The following is a 15,762-nucleotide window of genomic DNA, read 5'->3' on the forward strand; positions in this document are numbered from 1 at the left end:
CGCGGTGGCGGCTTCAAGCGTGACGACAACCGCGGTGGCGGTTTCCGCAATGACGATCGTGGCGGCTTCAAGCGTGATGACAACCGCGGTGGCGGCTTCAAGCGTGACGACAACCGCGGTGGCGGTTTCCGCAATGACGATCGTGGCGGCTTCAAGCGTGATGACAACCGCGGTGGCGGTTTCCGCAATGATGACCGTGGCGGCTTCAAGCGTGATGACAACCGTGGTGGCGGTTTCCGCAATGAAGACCGTGGTGGTTTCCGCGGCGAGCGTCGCGATGACAACCGTGGCGGTGGCTTCAAGCGTGATGACAACCGTGGTGGCGGTTTCCGCAATGACGATCGTGGCGGCTTCAAGCGTGACGATAACCGTGGCGGTGGCTTCAAGCGTGATGACAACCGTGATGGTGGCTTCAAGCGTGCCGACGACCGTCGCTCGAAGGGTGAGTACCCAGCACGTGAAGACCGCTTTGCTGATAAGCGCGGTGACGCACCGCGCGCACATAATCCTGGCGATCTTCGCATCTCGAACCGTGCCGATCGTGAACAGTCCCCAGATATCGATGAGGATGTTACCGGTAAGGAGTTGGACCGCGTAGCACGCGCCCAGCTGCGTTACCTCGAAGAGCGCTCGGCAAGCTGGGTCGCAAAGCACCTGGTGATGGCTGGCCGCCTGCTGGAAGACGACCCAGAGCTGGCATACGAGCACACCCTGGCAGCATCGCGCCGCGGCGGCCGTGTCGCGGTGGTTCGCGAGGCCGTTGGCATCGCTGCCTACCACGCTGGCAAGTACGCCGATGCACTGCGCGAACTGCGTACCCACCGTCGTATTTCCGGTTCGGACTACAACCTGCCATTGATCGCTGACTCGCTGCGTGGCCTGGGCCGCCCAGAGAAGGCAATCGAGCTCGCCCAGTCCGAGGAATGCGCCAATCTGGAAAGCGCCGTCAAGGTTGAAATGCAGATGGTTGCTGCCGGTTCGTATGGTGACTTGGGCAAGCTGGATAAGGCTCTGGCTGAGCTGGAGTCGCTGGAACAGCTGAACTTCAACCGTGCCTTCTCCTTCAGCCCACGTTTGTTCACTGCCTACGCTGATCTGCTGTCGGCTGCCGGCCGTGCAGAAGACGCGAAGCGCTGGAACGCTCAGGTCGAGGTTGCAGAAAGCGCCCTGGGCATCGAGCGTGAAACCGAATCCTTCATCATGGACCTGGCTCCGGAGATGGATGAGGAAGAGGAAACCCCACGCGCCAAGGATCTGATCGAGCCTTCGGAAGCTGAAGAAGCAGATGCCGACGCCGAGGCTGAAGAAGCAGATGCCGACGCCGAGGCTGAAGAAGCAGATGCCGACGCCGAGGCTGAAGAAGCAGAAGAGGCAGAAGCCGAGCAGACCGGCATCGACGAGGAAGATGACCTGAACGAAGTCATCGAATCCGACACGGAAGCTGGCGAAGCTGACGTGGAAGAAGAATCGGCGAAGTAAGCTTTGGCGTAGTAGCCAAACACCTCAAGTAGTAGGAACCACCACCGAATGCTGATTTCCGGATTTGATTCCGTCCTCTCCGACTTGGACGGCGTCGTCTATGCTGGCCCGAACGCCATTGACGACGCCGTGGAGTCGCTGAACACCCTCGCGGAAGTGAATGTCACCTTGGCGTTCATTACCAACAATGCTGGGCGTTCGCCGATGTCCGTCGCGGCCCACCTGCGCCAGCTGGGCGTGAAAACCAGCGCTGAGCAGGTTTTCGGTTCTGCCGACGCCGGTGCGGAGATGCTGGCCCGCGAATTGAATCCGGGATCCAAGGTTTTGGTGGTGGGTTCCCCCTACCTGCGCGAATGCATTGCCGTGCGCGGGTTGGAAGTCGTCGAATCCCATAAGGAAGAACCCGTAGCGGTGATCCAGGGGTTCGACCCGGACATCTCGTGGAAGAACCTGGCCGAGGCCAGCTACGCGATCAATCACGGTGCCCAATGGGTTGCCACCAACACCGACCTGACGATTCCGCGCGCCGAGGGCCTGGCCCCGGGCAACGGATCGCTGGTCAATGCGGTGAAACTGGCCACGAGCGTGGAACCACGCGTGGCGGGCAAACCCGAATCCTACCTGTTCGCTCGGGCCGCGGACCGACTGGATTCCCAGCGCCCGCTGGTCGTCGGCGACCGCCTGGATACCGACATCCTTGGCGGCTTCCGTGCCGGGTTCTCCACCGCGCTGGTGCTGACCGGTGTGGACACTCCGCGCACAGCACTGGGCGCACCGGTCGAGCAGCGCCCCAACTACCTCATCAATTCGATGGCTGATCTGTACCGGCCGTACCCGACCATCAAGGTACTGGGCTACGGCGTGCAGGTCGGCGACGCGGTTGCCAAGGTCGATAACGGCGCGATCGAAGTCTCGGGCAGCGACCAGGACCTGAATGCCTGGCGCGCCGCCTGCCATGCCTGGTGGCTGGCCCATCCGCGCCAGTCGGGGCACGAAGAACCGGAAATCCGGTTTACCGAACGCGGGCTCGATGCCCTGCGCAAGATCCGGGGCTAAGCATGCAGCCGCAGAATCCTCTTCCGAGCCCTGGCCCTCGCGGGCCGGATGATGCAGCAGTGGAGCAGGCGCTGTCTTCCCTGGCCGACCATGACATTACCGAGCATGCCGGAATCTATGAGCAACTGCTCGCCGGCCTGCAGCAAGAACTGAATCGTACGGAGCACGGCGCGTGAATCGCCTGGATCAAGAACTTGTCACCCGTGGGCTGGCGCGCTCGCGCACCGAAGCAGCCAAGCTGATCGATGCCCAGCGGGTGCTGCTGAACGGGCAGGCCGCCACCAAGGCCGCCAAGAAGGTTTCGGCCACCGATGAGCTGGCGCTGGTGCCCAGCGAAGGCGAAGAATACGTCTCCCGTGCCGGGCATAAGCTCGCCGGAGCCCTAGATGCTTTTACGACTATTGACCCCGCTGGCCTGCACTGCCTGGACGCCGGTGCCTCGACCGGCGGCTTCACCGACGTGCTGTTGCGCCGCGGTGCGAAATCTGTGGTCGCAGCCGATGTAGGCCATGGCCAGCTGGTCGACGAGCTGCGCGAAGACCCCCGCGTCACGGTCCACGAAGGACTGAACGTCCGCTATCTGGCCCCCGAAGATATTGGGGGACCAGTCGACCTCGTAGTAGCCGACTTGTCCTTTATTTCGCTGCGCCTGGTGATCGACGCCTTGGCCGGGGCCGCCAAGGACGGCGGCTTCCTGCTGCTGATGGTCAAGCCGCAGTTCGAGGTCGGGCGCGAACACCTGAACCGCACCGGCGTGGTCACCGATCCCGCCCTGCGCCGCAGCTCCGTTGAAGCGGTGGTCGCCAGCGCGCAAGCCGCGGGACTGCACCTGCGCGGGCTGGCACGCAGCCCGCTGCCGGGACAGGACGGCAATGTCGAATTCTTCCTTTGGCTTGCCGCAGGAGAGGATCCACAGCCTGCCGATGTTCCACGCATCGGGCAGGATGTTGACTATTCTTAGTAGTGACGTGTTTTAGCCGTGGTCGATAACCACGGTCATTTTGCACCTCGCGATGCTGAGAGGGGCCGACCGCCTTGCGCCGAATCCTGATTTTCACCCATACCGGACGCCAAGAAGCGATCACCGCGGCCATAGAAACCTGCGCCCTGCTCAACGCCGCCGGAGCTATCCCGGTGATGCGCGGCAAGGACCAGCTGGCGATGACCGAAGCGATCGGCGCGGCTGTGCCTTCGGTGCAGGTGCTCGGCGAGGATTGCCAGATCGAGGACGTCGACATGGGCGTGGTGCTCGGTGGCGATGGCTCCGTGTTGCGTGCCGCGGAATTGGTGCGGGAATCCCCGATGCCGCTGGTGGGGGTAAACCTCGGGCATGTGGGTTTCCTCGCCGAAGCTGAACGCAGCGAACTGGCCTCCACCGTGGAAGCACTGGTCAATGAGACCTACACCGTGGAAGAACGCATGACCATGGAGGTCAAGGTCTGGCTGGACAACGTCTGCCTCGCCGAGACCTGGGCCTTGAACGAGGCCGCGGTGGAAAAGGCCAACCGCGAACGCATGGTCGAGGTCGTGATCGAGGTCGACGGCAGGCCGATCTCCACCTTCGGTTGCGATGGTGTCGTGATGGCCACGCCTACCGGTTCCACCGCGTACTCCTTCTCCGCCGGCGGCCCGGTGGTCTGGCCGGACGTGGCGGCGCTGATCATGGTGCCGATCTCCGCGCACGCACTGTTCGCCAAGCCCTTGGTCATTTCCCCGGATTCGATCATGGCCGTCGAAATGCTGACCCGCACCGATGCCGGGGCCGTGCTCTGGTGCGATGGACGGCGCACCATCGAGCTGCCGCCGGGAGCCCGTGTGGAAGTAACGCGCAGCGACCGCCCGGTGTACATGGCGCGATTGAACACGACGCCGTTTTCCGAGCGCCTGGTCAACAAGTTCGAGCTGCCCATTACCGGTTGGCGCGGACCAGCGAAGGAAGAGGCGCGCCGTCCGGCCACTACGGCACTGCCGGTGATCGGACCAGGCCTGCAAAGCGTCGATCCGCATTACCGCGATGAACCGGGCATTCCCATGGTGGGACGCCCCGAGGACCAGGACTGAATAGCGGCCTCGAAGAAAAACTTTCCACACGCTCGAACATAGTTACGAAAAATAGGGTTAGAACACATATACTAAAAGCGCACGGTACGACTTGAACTCGACATTCGGGAGCAGGCATTGATTCAGGAAATCCAGATATCCAACCTTGGGGTGATCACCGAGGCCACGCTTCCGCTTGGTCCGGGACTCACGGTAGTCACGGGTGAAACCGGCGCTGGCAAGACCATGGTGATCACCGCCTTGTCCCTGCTGCTCGGGCGCCGGGCCGATGCCGGTGCGGTGCGCAACGGCGCCAAGCACGCCCTGGCTGAAGCCGTGGTGCACTTGCCGCCAGATCACCATGTGCTCGATGCCGCAGGCCAAGCAGGCGCATTCATCGAACCAGCAGGGGAGAACAGCGAACTGCTGCTTTCACGCTCGCTCTCGGCCCAAGGCCGTTCACGCACCACCATCGGCGGACGCAGCGCCCCTGTCGGCCTGCTGGCCGAGCTGGGGCACGATCTGGTGGCCGTCCATGGCCAGTCGGACCAGATTCGCCTGAAAGAGCCGGTAGCCCAACGCGATGCCCTGGACCGCTTTGCTGGCAGCTCGCTGTCGCGCACGCTAAGCAACTACCAGCGAGCCTACCGCCAGTGGCGATCGGCTTCCAAGGAGCTGGCGGGGCTCAAAACCGAATCGCGCAACCGTGTTCGCGAAGCAGAGAACTTGCGCCTGGCGCTGGACGAGATCGATTCCCTGGATCCGCAGCCGGGCGAGGACGAAGCCTTGCGCGAGCAATCCATGAAGCTGGGCAATGTCGAGTCCCTGCGCACCGCCGGCCGGCAGGCGCAAGCCGTCATCGACTCGGAGGATTTCGAGAACCCGGGCGTTACCACCCTGGCGGAGACCGCCCGCGGCGTGCTGGCCCAGGCCAGTGACGATGACACTGCGCTGGCCGCCTTCGCGGAGCGGGCAGCGGAACTGGGCATTCTCGCCTCGGAACTCTCCAGTGATCTTGCCGTCTACGTTGCCGACCTCGATGAAGAAGGCCCGGAGCGCTTGGCGCAGATTGAAGCCCGCCGTGCCGATTTGAGCAAGCTCATGCGCAAGTATGCACCGAGCATTGATCAGGTGCTCGCCTGGGCTGCCGATTCCCGTACCCGTCTGGAAGAACTCGGTGGGGATGACTCGCGCATCGAGGAGCTGGAAACAGAAGTCGTTGAATTGGAGCACAAGGTGGCCTCGCTGGCCTCGGACCTCTCCGACGCGCGCCGCAAGGCTGCCAAGAAACTCTCCGCGCAGGTTTCAGCCGAGCTCAAGGCCCTGGCGATGCCGGATGCCAAGCTCGTCATCGAGGTGAAGGAACTGGAAGAACCAGGTGCCTTCGGCCAGGACGCGATTTCCATGCTGCTGGCCCCGCATGCCGGAGCCTCGCCGCGACCGCTGGGCAAGGGTGCCAGCGGCGGCGAGCTCTCCCGCGTCATGCTGGCCATTGAAGTCGTCCTAGCGGCGGTCGACCCGGTGCCGACCTTCGTCTTTGACGAGGTGGACCAGGGCGTGGGTGGCAAAGCGGCGGTGGCCATTGGCGAGCGCCTGGCGATGCTGGCAAAGCATGTGCAGGTCATCGTCGTGACCCACCTGCCCCAGGTGGCCGCCTATGCGGATCGGCACATTCGTGTGATCAAGAATTCAGATGCCAAGTCGAAGGCGGGAGCTGGCTACACTGCCAGCGATGTCATCAGCTTGGATCAGGAAGCCCGCGTCAAGGAACTTGCGCGCATGCTCGCCGGCCAAGAGGAATCCGGCACGGCGCAGGCGCATGCTGAGGAGTTGCTTGAAGAAGCGCAGAACCTAGTGTCATCGCTCACCTCCAAGAAAATGGCGAAAGCCTAAAAGTCTTGGTGAGCCCCTGAATTACGGCAATGCTAGGGCATTGGCCGGAGGTGCACTAGAGTCTTATGAGGATGCGAAATATTGGAATGGTGATAGGATGAAATCCCGTGGTGCAGCGTAATTCAACTCGTGATTCTCGGTCGTCTGAAACGACAAAGCATATCTTCGTCACCGGCGGTGTGGCCTCTTCCCTGGGTAAGGGATTGACGGCATCCAGCCTTGGACATCTACTTCGAGCTCGTGGTCTCTCAGTGACCATGCAGAAGCTCGACCCGTACCTGAACGTCGATCCAGGTACTATGAACCCCTTCCAGCACGGTGAAGTCTTCGTTACTGACGATGGCGCAGAAACCGATCTGGATATCGGACACTATGAGCGTTTCCTGGATGAGAACCTTCCGGGTACCGCCAACGTGACCACCGGACAGGTCTACTCGACCGTTCTTGAACGCGAACGTCGCGGTGAATACCTCGGCGATACCGTTCAGGTCATCCCTCACATCACCGATGAGATCAAGCGTCGTATGCGCTTGGCAGCAACCGAACCAGGGGCCGGCAAGTCGGCACCTGACGTGATCATCACGGAAATCGGTGGCACCGTCGGCGATATCGAATCCCAGCCATTCCTCGAAGCAGCACGCCAGGTCCGCCAGGACATCGGCCGCAAGAACGCATTCTTCGTACACGTTTCCCTGGTTCCATTCATCGGCCCAAGCCATGAACTGAAGACCAAGCCTACCCAGCACTCCGTTGCCGCTTTGCGTTCGATCGGTATCCAGCCAGATTCGCTGGTAATCCGCTCGGACCGTCCAATCCCGGCAGAAATGCGCGCCAAGCTCGGCCGTACCTGCGATGTGGACACCGAAGCAGTGATCAACTGCGCCGATGCTCCAAGCATCTACGACATCCCAAAGGTCATCCACTCCCAGGGCCTGGACGCTTACATCGTCCAGACCTTGGAGATGAAGTTCCGCGACGTCGACTGGGCTTCATGGGATCGCTTGCTCGAAGTCGTGCACAACCCCGCAACCGAGCTGACCGTAGCTTTGGTGGGCAAGTACATCGATCTGCCCGACGCCTACCTGTCGGTCACCGAAGCTCTGCGTGCCGGCGGGTTCGCAAACAACGCCAAGGTCAACATCCGCTGGGTACCAGCAGATGACTGCGCTACCGAAGCAGGGGCCGCCAAGGCGCTTGAGGGTGCAGAGGCAATCTGCGTCCCCGGTGGCTTCGGCATCCGCGGTCTGGAAGGCAAGCTAGGCGCGCTGCGCTTCGCTCGCGAAAACAAGCTGCCAACCCTGGGCCTGTGCCTGGGACTGCAGTCGATGGTCATCGAATACGCCCGCAACATGGCTGGCCTCACCGATGCATCGTCCACCGAATTCGATCCTGAAACCTCGACCCCGGTCATCGCGACCATGGAAGAGCAGCTGGACATCGTTGAAGGCAAGGGCGACCTGGGCGGCACCATGCGTTTGGGCCTGTACGACGCAAAGCTGCTTGAGGGATCGGTTCTGGCTGAGACCTACGGCAAGACCGAGGTTGCGGAGCGCCATCGCCACCGCTACGAGGTCAACAACTCGTACCGCGCGCAGCTCGAAGAGGCTGGCCTGGTCTTCGCTGGCACCTCGCCAGATGGCAACCTGGTCGAGTTCGTTGAACTGCCAAGGGAAGTACACCCGTACTACGTTTCAACGCAGGCTCACCCTGAGCTCTCCAGCCGCCCGACTCGCCCGCACCCGCTGTTTGCAGGTCTGGTCGAGGCAGCTCTGGGGCTGCGCAAATAAGTAATACAGCTTGCCGGAGGTAAAACTCTGAAGGCACTGCGCGCCGGTCGTTACTGACCGGCGCGTAGCTGTTTAAGCTGGAGAATACCGACCAGCTTTTTCTACCGAAGGACGATCCTCGTGCCGCTGCATCCGATAGCCGATGAATTCTCACCACGTGAATTGCTGAACCGTGAAACCGTGTACGAGGGACGGATCTGGGACGTCGTCCATGACACGGTGAAGCTCTCCGAATCCGGGGCGACCATTGAACGCGATTACATCAACCACCCCGGTGCTGTATGCGTTCTGGTCATGGATGCTGAAGAACGCATCTTGATGGTCAACCAGTACCGCCACCCGGTAGGCATGCGGCTGTGGGAAATCCCTGCCGGGCTGCTCGATGTGGCTGGAGAACCACCTTTGGAAGCTGCCAAGCGCGAATTATGGGAAGAAGCGGATCGTACCGCCGAGCACTGGTCGATCCTCACCGATGTCTTCTTGAGCCCGGGCTCCTCGGCCGAGGCAGTGCGAGTCTACCTCGCGCGCGATGCGAAACTGGTTGCCGCCGATCAGCGCCATGAGCGTACCGAGGAGGAAGCTGAAATGATCAGCACCTGGGTGCCGCTGGAGGAAGCCGTCGCAGCCGTGCTGGCAGGCAAGATCCATAATCCCACCGCGACAATCGCGATCCTTGCCGCTCATGCAGCCCGTACCAGCAAGTACTTGGACCTGCGCGATGCGAACGAGCCATTCGATGTGCACCCATACCTGCGCGAAGGATGAGCGGCCACTTCGAGACCCCGCTCAAGCGCTACCTGCAGCATCTGGCGATCGAGCGCGGGCTGGCCGAGAATACCCTGGCTTCCTACCGGAGGGATCTGCTTCGCTACGTTGAAGCGCTGCAGGCAGCCGGTGTCGCGCAACCGCAGCAGATTACCGAGCTGGCCATCAGCGGCTACCTTCAGGAACTATCCCGCGGAGACGAGGAGCATAAGCCGTTGAGCGCCCGCTCCGTCGCTCGCCATTCGGTAGCCATCCGCCAACTGCACAAGTACTGGGAGCTCGAAGGGATTTGCGCGCCTAACCCAGCCCGCGAGATCCAGCCTCCGGCTATCGGGCAATCCCTGCCCAAAGCGATCTCCATCGATCAGGTCACCAGGATCCTCGAATCGGTGAGCATCGAAACCCCTGCCGGGCTGAGGGATCGCGCGATCCTGGAGTTCTTGTACTCCACCGGTGCGCGCATTTCCGAAGTCGTGGACCTGGACGTCGATGACCTGCACTTTGCAGACGATGCGGTGGTGCGCTTGTTCGGCAAGGGATCCAAGGAGCGGGTCGTTCCGGTCGGCGGTTATGCCCAGCGTGCGGTGAGCGATTATCTGGTGCGTGCCCGTCCCGGGCTAGCCGCCAAGGGCAAGGGAACTCCAGCGTTGTTCCTGAACCAGCGCGGGGGACGGCTTTCCCGCCAATCGGTGTGGCTGTTGCTTTCGAAGGCAGCCGAGCGCGCCGGGATTACCACCGAGGTTTCTCCGCATACGCTGCGCCATTCCTTCGCCACTCATTTGCTGGAGGGCGGCGCGGATGTGCGGGTGGTCCAGGAGCTGCTGGGACATGCATCGGTCACCACCACGCAGATCTACACCAAGGTCACCGTGGATTCGCTGCGTGAGGCCTACCAGCTGGCCCACCCGAGGGTGAACTAGTGGTCGCCGGCCACCAAGTGCGTTCTGCCAAGCAGGTAGCCCTCGTGGCGCTGCTGCAGGAGCGCGAAGGACGGCTGCACGTGTTGCTCGGACGCAAGCGTCGCGGATTCGGCAAGGGCAATATCGTGTTGCCCGGCGGCAAGATCGAGCAGACAGAGATCGCGCGGCAAGCGGCCATCCGGGAATTCTCCGAGGAAACCGGACTGCTTCTCGCTCCGGAGGATCTGGAGCCTGCGGCGCAGGTCAATTTCCGGTTCCCCGCCCAGCCGGCAGCCGACATGGAATGCGCCACCTTCATTGCCCGGAAGGCATCGGGCCAGCTGCACATCACCGAGGAGCTCGAGCCGCTGTGGGCCGATCCGGCGGCCTTGCCCTTGGAGCAGATGTGGCAGGATTCCCCGTTGTGGCTGCCGCAACTCGTAGCCGGCGGGAAATTTACCGTCGAGATCGTGCTGGCGCAGGACAACACCTCGGTGCAGAGCATCAGCTTCGAGAACTGGGACTAGCCAGCGAGCTGCATCTAGTCCTGTTCGGTTTCGAAGATCAAGAGGTCGCCGGGCTGGCATTCCAATTCCCGGCAGAGGGCTTCAAGTGTGCTGAAACGTACGGCCTTGGCGCGCCCGTTCTTGAGCACCGCGAGGTTGGCCGGGGTAATGCCGATGCGTTCGGCCAACTCGCCGACGGCCATTTTGCGGCGGGCCAGCATCACGTCTATATCTACGCGGATTCCCATTAGATCACGCCGCCCAGTTCGGTACGGAGCGCATCGGCTTGGGCTTCGGTCATCGCCGCTTGTGCGAGCAACTGCCGCAGTACGAGCACGATGATGCTGATGCCGATCATCAGCACCCCGGCTCCACCAACAAGAAGCACGACTCCGGGTGCAATTTCCGTGCTGGCGGCGAAGATCGCTCCGAGGGCAAAAGTGGATAGGGCGCCGATCGTGAAGGCAATGATGATCGGCGTTACATAGCCCAGGGAAGCGGGATCGAAAACGGTGCCGCGTTTAACTCTCGTGGCTAGTTTCCACACGCTGTAGACGCAGGTTTCAATGATGAGCCCGGCGAGAAGCAAGTAGCCGAGGAAAGAGGCTTGAAAGAACTTGTCGGTGCCGTTGCTCGGCGACTCGTGGATCAAGATCATCGGGATCATGAACAGCTGCACAAAAAGAGTGCCGGCCAGGATCACGGCCAGAACTACCTTCAAACCGATAATGCTGAATTTTCCCATGGCAATAGACCTTATCGTTCTTCGGAATGCATCTATCGTTAAACGATAGGCCCATTGGCCTGGGACTGCAACCTTGGGCAACGATGGCAAGCCGATGCCGTTCCGCAGCTGGCACGGCAATGGCCACGGGCTGGCACGGCTGTGCCATACCCGCGGCCAATGCCGTGAGTCGAAGCGTCTACAGCGAGCGCTGCTCCACGCCGTTATAAGCCGAAAGCGGGCGGATCAGCGCATTGGCTGCGCGCTGCTCGAAGATGTGGCTGGTCCAGCCGGTGATGCGTGCCGCGATGAAGATCGGGGTGAACATCTCGGTGTCGAAGCCCATCAGATGATAGGTAGGGCCGGCCGGGTAGTCGAGGTTCGGCTTGATGGACTTGGCCTCGTCCATGGCTGCCTCCAGGCCGTCGTACAAGCCCAGCATCTCATGGCGGCCGTAGTGCTCGATCATGCGATCCAGCGCGGCCTTCATGGTTGGCACGCGGGAGTCGCCGTGCTTGTAGACGCGGTGGCCGAAGCCCATGACCTTCTTCTTGGCGGCCAGTGCCTCTTCCATCCACGACTTGGCGCGCTTGGCTGCATCCTCGCGGGATTCTTCCTTGTCGATGCCGATTTCGTTGAAGGTATGCATGACAGCTTCGTTGGCGCCGCCGTGCAGGGGGCCCTTCAGTGCGCCGATCGCCCCGGTGACAGCCGAGTGCAGGTCGGAGAGGGTCGAGGTGATCACGCGGGCGGTGAAGGTCGAAGCATTGAAGGAGTGCTCGGCATAGAGCACCATCGATACGCGGAACGCGTCGACAACCTCGGGGGCTGCTTCTTCGCCGAAGGCCATCCACAGGAAGTTCGAGGAGTAATCCAGATCTCCGCGCGGAGCTACCGCGTCCTGGCCGCGGCGGCGGCGCTGGTCGTAGGCAACCACCGCCGGGAAGGCCGCGAACAGCTCCTTGGCCTTGAGCAGCTCTGCCTCGGGGGAGGAGTTCTCGGCCTCGGGGTGGTTGGCGCCGATTACCGAGACGGCGGTACGGCCCACATCCATGGGATGGCAGTCAGCTGGAAGCAGGTCGATGGCGGCCTTCACCCGCGGGTCCAGCGCGCGGTTGGCCCGCTCGAAAGCACTGAACTCGGTCAGTTCGCTTTGCGTTGGCAGCTCGCCGGTCCAGAGCAGCAAGGCGACCTCTTCGAAGGACTTGTTCGCGGCCAGGTCCTGGACCGGGTAGCCGCGGTAGAGCAGCGAGTTGGTGTCTGGATTGACCTTGGAGACGGCGGTGTAGTCAACGACGACGCCTGCTAGGCCCTTCTTGATTTCCTCGGTGGCAGTCATTCTTGCTCCTCTTCATTGCCGGAGAATAATAATGCTTTGGGTCGCGCCGGCCGGCGGGTGCCGGCCGGCGCAGGGGGTAGTAGGTGCTTGCGAGCCTAGAGGTTCGCGCTGTTGGAATCAATGTCCAGGGTTGGGACCTGGAAGTTGAAGATTCCGGTGTCGAAGCGGTTGTAGGCCTCGTAGTCCACGAGCTCGTACAAACGTGACCTGGTCAACATGCTATCCACTTCACGGGCCTGGGTGCCATCCTCGCTGATGGCATCCAGTACGCGTTCAGCCGCGCCCATGGCGCTGCGCAGCAAGGTGACCGGATAGATGATCAGCGCGACGCCTGCATCGGCCAGTTCCTGGCGGTTGAACAGCTCGGACTTGCCGAACTCGGTCATGTTCGCCAGCACTGGCACGTCTACCGCGTTGCATACTGCCTCGAATTCGGCGACGTTTTTCATCGCCTCCGGGAAGATCGCGTCGGCACCAGCATCGACCATCGCCTTGGCGCGGTCGATCGCCGCATCCAGGCCATCGACCGCACGGATATCGGTGCGGGCCATGATCAGGAAGTTCTCATCGATGCGTGCATCAGCGGCAGCGGCGATGCGCTTGAGCATGGTCTCGGTGTCCACCACATTCTTGCCATCCAGGTGCCCGCAGCGCTTCGGGTTGAACTGGTCCTCGATGTGGCAGCCGGCCAGGCCGGCGTATTCGAGTTCCTGGATGGTGCGGGCCACGTTCATCGGCTCGCCGAATCCGGTGTCGGCATCCACGATCGCCGGCAGGTCCGACATGCGCGCGATCTGCCCGGCGCGGGTTGCTACCTCGGTCAGCGAAGTCAGGCCGATATCCGGCAGGCCCAGGTCGTTGGCCAGGACCGCGCCGGAGATGTAGATTCCGTCGAACTGCTTCTCGCTGATCAGCTTGGCCGAGAGCGGGTTGAAGGCTCCGGGGAACTGGCGGGCAGCGCCCGGGGTGAGCATCTCGCGCAGCGCAAGGCGCTTTTCTGCGGGGGTCCTGGTCGAGTACAGCATGCTAGAACAGGCCCTTCGGTGCGGCCGCGGCGTCGATGACGCCCGCTGCGGCGGCGATGTTCAGCTGGTCCAATTCGCCGGCGGCCAGGTTTTCCAGGTTCTGGGCGGCCGCGATGAAGCGGTCGATCTCGGCGTCGTCCACCAGGCCGGTGGCCAGGGTGCGGAACTTGTTGATGTACTGCTCGCGGGCGAAGGGACGGGCGCCCAGCGGGTGCGCGTCCGCAACGGCGATTTCGTCGGTGATCACGGTGCCATCGTTCAAGGTGATTTCCACCGAGCCGCCGAAAGCCTTCTCGGCGATATCCAGCGAGTGGTAGCGGCGGGTCCATTCGGCATCTTCTTCGGTGGCCACCTTGTTCCACAGCTCCACGGTGTCGGCGCGGCCGGCACGCTCTGGCGAGTAGGAATCCACGTGGTGCCATGCGCCATCCTGCAGGGCGACGGTGAAGATGTACGGGATCGAGTGATCCAGGGTCTCGCGCGATGCGGTTGGATCGTACTTCTGCGGGTCGTTGGCTCCGGAGCCGATGACGTAGTGCGTGTGGTGGCTGGTCTTGATCAGCACCGACTTGACGTTCTGCGGGTCGGTGGCCTCCGGGTGCTCGCCATGCAGCTTGCGGGCCAGGTCGATCCAGGCCTGCGCCTGGTACTCGGCCGAATGCTCCTTAGTGTAGGTGTCCAGGATGGCGCGCTTGGCTTCGCCGGCCTCTGGCAGCGGCACCTCGTAGGCGGCATCCTTGCCGTCGAGCATCCAGGCGATCACGCCGTCTTCGCCTTCGTAGATTGGCACGGGGGAAGTCTGGCCGCGCATCGCGCGGTCGGCAGCCTCGACGGCCATCTTGCCGGCGAAGGCCGGGGCATGGGCCTTCCAGGTGGAGATTTCGCCCTTGCGCGACTGGCGGGTGGCGGTGGTGGTGTGCAGGCCCTGGCCAACGGCCTGGAAGATGGTCTCGACATCCAGCCCCAGCAGGGTGCCGATGCCGGCAGCGGCCGATGGGCCCAGGTGCGCTACGTGGTCGATCTTGTGCTTGTGCAGGCAGATGGCCTTGACCAAGTCCACCTGGATCTCGTAGCCGGTGGCGATGCCGCGGATCAGGTCCTTGCCCGAAGCTCCGGTGTGCTGGGCAACCGCCAGGATCGGCGGGATGTTATCGCCCGGGTGGGAGTACTCGGCAGCCAGGAAGGTGTCGTGGTAATCCAATTCGCGCACGGCCACCCCGTTGGCCCACGCGGCCCATTCCGGGGAAACCTTCTCGGAAATGCCGAAGACGCTGGCGCCCGCACCGCCGGTGGATGGCGCGTGCGACAGTGCCTGGGCGCGGGCGGCAACGATCGGGCCGCGGTTCAGCGAAGCGATCGCGACCGAAGCATTGTCGATGATGCGGTTAATGATCATGCCGGCCACTTCTGCGGTGACCTCTACCGGATCGGCAGCAACCGTGGCGATCTTATGTGCCAGCTGGTCTTCGCGAGCCAGGTTTTCCTCTGAGCGGTATACGCGTACGGGGTGGTTGATCATGGTAACTGCCTTTCTGATCCGGCCGCATGGGCCATGATGTGGGTGAAGGATTCGTGCAGGTGAACTGTGGTGGCCGCGGCCGCGACCTCTGGGTTTCCGCTGGCGATTGCCCTGGCGATGGCCGCGTGCTCGGAAGCGGAAGCCTTGAGCCTTTCGGGATTGTCCTTGGCCATGCGCCGCACCCGTTGCAGGTTCACCCGCAATGTGCGCAGGGCGTTGGACAGGTAATTATTGCCAGCTGCTTCGTCGATGGACTCGTCCAGCAGCTGCACCAGCTGGTAGTAGGACTCCCGCGATCCGGGAAGCTCCACTTCCGTGAGAGCTGCTTCGAAGCGGCTGGCCAGCTGCGTGAAGGCCGATCGCTGCGCGGACTTGGCAGCTTCGCGTGCGCTGGCGCATTCCAATGCCACGCGCAATACGAACAGGTCTTCTACATGGTCTTCGCTGACCTCGGAGACGACAGCGCCGCGTCCGCGATGCTGAACCGCCAAGCCGTCGGCGACCAGCCGGCCCAAGGCCTCGCGCACCGGAGTGCGGGAAACGCCCAGGCGTTCTGACTGTTCCACTTCGGCCAGGACGGTCCCTGGAGCCAGCCGCCATTCGACAATGTCGGCGCGGAGGCTCTCGTAAACCTTGTCGCTTGCTCTCATGGCTCCAGTGTATACATGAAACCCGAAAATGTGTGAGTTGCGCCAAATTCTTTTGGTATTTTTTTGAAATCTGTATACAA

General features: G+C 62.5%; 16 protein-coding genes. 10 read left to right on the forward strand and 6 right to left on the reverse strand.

What is annotated here, in order from left to right:
- From ACIOJF_RS14750 to ACIOJF_RS14795, 10 genes are all read left to right on the forward strand, one after another.
- Positions 1 to 1,479: hypothetical protein (locus ACIOJF_RS14750; RefSeq protein WP_402741808.1), on the forward strand; the 1,479-nt coding region annotated here is incomplete at its 5' end.
- 48 nt (positions 1,480 to 1,527) lie between these two features.
- Positions 1,528 to 2,535, forward strand: coding sequence for an HAD-IIA family hydrolase (locus ACIOJF_RS14755; RefSeq protein ID WP_105659024.1), 1,008 nt, complete (start codon positions 1,528 to 1,530; stop codon positions 2,533 to 2,535).
- Positions 2,536 to 2,537: 2 nt separating this feature from the next.
- Positions 2,538 to 2,711, forward strand: coding sequence for a hypothetical protein (locus tag ACIOJF_RS14760; protein WP_388063492.1), 174 nt, complete (start codon positions 2,538 to 2,540; stop codon positions 2,709 to 2,711).
- Positions 2,708 to 3,496 (forward strand): TlyA family RNA methyltransferase, encoded by a 789-nt coding sequence (locus ACIOJF_RS14765; protein ID WP_105659025.1) that lies wholly within the window; start codon positions 2,708 to 2,710, stop codon positions 3,494 to 3,496. Before ACIOJF_RS14760 ends, ACIOJF_RS14765 begins: the two co-directional genes overlap by 4 nt.
- A gap of 74 nt (positions 3,497 to 3,570) precedes the next feature.
- The gene (locus ACIOJF_RS14770; RefSeq protein WP_105659026.1) at positions 3,571 to 4,596 is read left to right on the forward strand and encodes an NAD kinase; all 1,026 of its coding nucleotides are present in this window, start codon (positions 3,571 to 3,573) and stop codon (positions 4,594 to 4,596) included.
- A gap of 117 nt (positions 4,597 to 4,713) precedes the next feature.
- Positions 4,714 to 6,468 carry a DNA repair protein RecN gene (recN, locus tag ACIOJF_RS14775; protein ID WP_402741809.1) on the forward strand — a complete coding sequence of 585 codons (1,755 nt, stop codon included), beginning with the start codon at positions 4,714 to 4,716 and terminating at the stop codon, positions 6,466 to 6,468.
- Positions 6,469 to 6,575: 107 nt separating this feature from the next.
- The gene (locus ACIOJF_RS14780) at positions 6,576 to 8,255 is read left to right on the forward strand and encodes a CTP synthase (RefSeq protein WP_105659028.1); all 1,680 of its coding nucleotides are present in this window, start codon (positions 6,576 to 6,578) and stop codon (positions 8,253 to 8,255) included.
- Between the two features lie 120 nt (positions 8,256 to 8,375).
- Complete coding sequence (locus tag ACIOJF_RS14785; RefSeq protein ID WP_400343239.1) at positions 8,376 to 9,020, forward strand: NUDIX domain-containing protein; 645 nt, start codon at positions 8,376 to 8,378, stop codon at positions 9,018 to 9,020.
- A complete protein-coding gene (gene xerD / locus ACIOJF_RS14790) occupies positions 9,017 to 9,940 on the forward strand; it encodes a site-specific tyrosine recombinase XerD (RefSeq protein ID WP_402741810.1) in 924 nt (307 codons plus the stop codon). Before ACIOJF_RS14785 ends, xerD begins: the two co-directional genes overlap by 4 nt.
- On the forward strand, positions 9,940 to 10,446 hold the full coding sequence (locus tag ACIOJF_RS14795) for an 8-oxo-dGTP diphosphatase (protein WP_388025414.1): 507 nt from the start codon (positions 9,940 to 9,942) through the stop codon (positions 10,444 to 10,446). Before xerD ends, ACIOJF_RS14795 begins: the two co-directional genes overlap by 1 nt.
- Before the next feature lie 14 nt (positions 10,447 to 10,460).
- Here the strand turns inward: ACIOJF_RS14795 and ACIOJF_RS14800 are convergent, their stop codons facing one another.
- The 6 genes from ACIOJF_RS14800 to ACIOJF_RS14825 form a co-directional block, all read right to left on the reverse strand.
- Positions 10,461 to 10,673: a helix-turn-helix transcriptional regulator gene (locus ACIOJF_RS14800; protein ID WP_105659032.1), complete on the reverse strand. Its 213-nt coding sequence runs from the start codon at positions 10,671 to 10,673 to the stop codon at positions 10,461 to 10,463.
- Positions 10,673 to 11,170, reverse strand: a complete 498-nt coding sequence (locus ACIOJF_RS14805; protein ID WP_105662543.1) for a DUF2975 domain-containing protein — start codon at positions 11,168 to 11,170, stop codon at positions 10,673 to 10,675. Before ACIOJF_RS14805 ends, ACIOJF_RS14800 begins: the two co-directional genes overlap by 1 nt.
- Positions 11,171 to 11,348: 178 nt before the next feature.
- Entirely contained in the window at positions 11,349 to 12,488 is a 1,140-nt protein-coding gene (locus ACIOJF_RS14810) for a bifunctional 2-methylcitrate synthase/citrate synthase (RefSeq protein WP_105659034.1), read from the reverse strand.
- Positions 12,489 to 12,583: 95 nt separating this feature from the next.
- Positions 12,584 to 13,513 carry a methylisocitrate lyase gene (gene prpB, locus ACIOJF_RS14815; RefSeq protein ID WP_402741811.1) on the reverse strand — a complete coding sequence of 310 codons (930 nt, stop codon included), beginning with the start codon at positions 13,511 to 13,513 and terminating at the stop codon, positions 12,584 to 12,586.
- 1 nt (position 13,514) lies between these two features.
- The gene (locus tag ACIOJF_RS14820) at positions 13,515 to 15,032 is read right to left on the reverse strand and encodes an MmgE/PrpD family protein (RefSeq protein ID WP_105662545.1); all 1,518 of its coding nucleotides are present in this window, start codon (positions 15,030 to 15,032) and stop codon (positions 13,515 to 13,517) included.
- Positions 15,029 to 15,682, reverse strand: a complete 654-nt coding sequence (locus ACIOJF_RS14825; protein ID WP_105659037.1) for a GntR family transcriptional regulator — start codon at positions 15,680 to 15,682, stop codon at positions 15,029 to 15,031. The genes ACIOJF_RS14820 and ACIOJF_RS14825 overlap by 4 nt, the downstream gene beginning before the upstream one ends.
- Between the last annotated feature and the right edge of the window lie 80 nt (positions 15,683 to 15,762).

This window comes from Glutamicibacter sp. NPDC087831 (genome assembly GCF_044742845.1).
GTDB lineage: Bacteria > Actinomycetota > Actinomycetes > Actinomycetales > Micrococcaceae > Glutamicibacter.

What these genes read in the sequence shown, in the direction of transcription:
- ACIOJF_RS14800 (WP_105659032.1), bottom strand. Translation starts at nt 10,673, where the DNA reads ATGGGAATCCGCGTAGATATAGACGTGATGCTGGCCCGCCGCAAAATG.
- xerD (WP_402741810.1), top strand. Translation starts at nt 9,017, where the DNA reads ATGAGCGGCCACTTCGAGACCCCGCTCAAGCGCTACCTGCAGCATCTG.
- ACIOJF_RS14760 (WP_388063492.1), top strand. Translation starts at nt 2,538, where the DNA reads ATGCAGCCGCAGAATCCTCTTCCGAGCCCTGGCCCTCGCGGGCCGGAT.
- ACIOJF_RS14810 (WP_105659034.1), bottom strand. Translation starts at nt 12,488, where the DNA reads ATGACTGCCACCGAGGAAATCAAGAAGGGCCTAGCAGGCGTCGTCGTT.
- ACIOJF_RS14820 (WP_105662545.1), bottom strand. Translation starts at nt 15,032, where the DNA reads ATGATCAACCACCCCGTACGCGTATACCGCTCAGAGGAAAACCTGGCT.
- ACIOJF_RS14825 (WP_105659037.1), bottom strand. Translation starts at nt 15,682, where the DNA reads ATGAGAGCAAGCGACAAGGTTTACGAGAGCCTCCGCGCCGACATTGTC.
- ACIOJF_RS14755 (WP_105659024.1), top strand. Translation starts at nt 1,528, where the DNA reads ATGCTGATTTCCGGATTTGATTCCGTCCTCTCCGACTTGGACGGCGTC.
- prpB (WP_402741811.1), bottom strand. Translation starts at nt 13,513, where the DNA reads ATGCTGTACTCGACCAGGACCCCCGCAGAAAAGCGCCTTGCGCTGCGC.
- ACIOJF_RS14805 (WP_105662543.1), bottom strand. Translation starts at nt 11,170, where the DNA reads ATGGGAAAATTCAGCATTATCGGTTTGAAGGTAGTTCTGGCCGTGATC.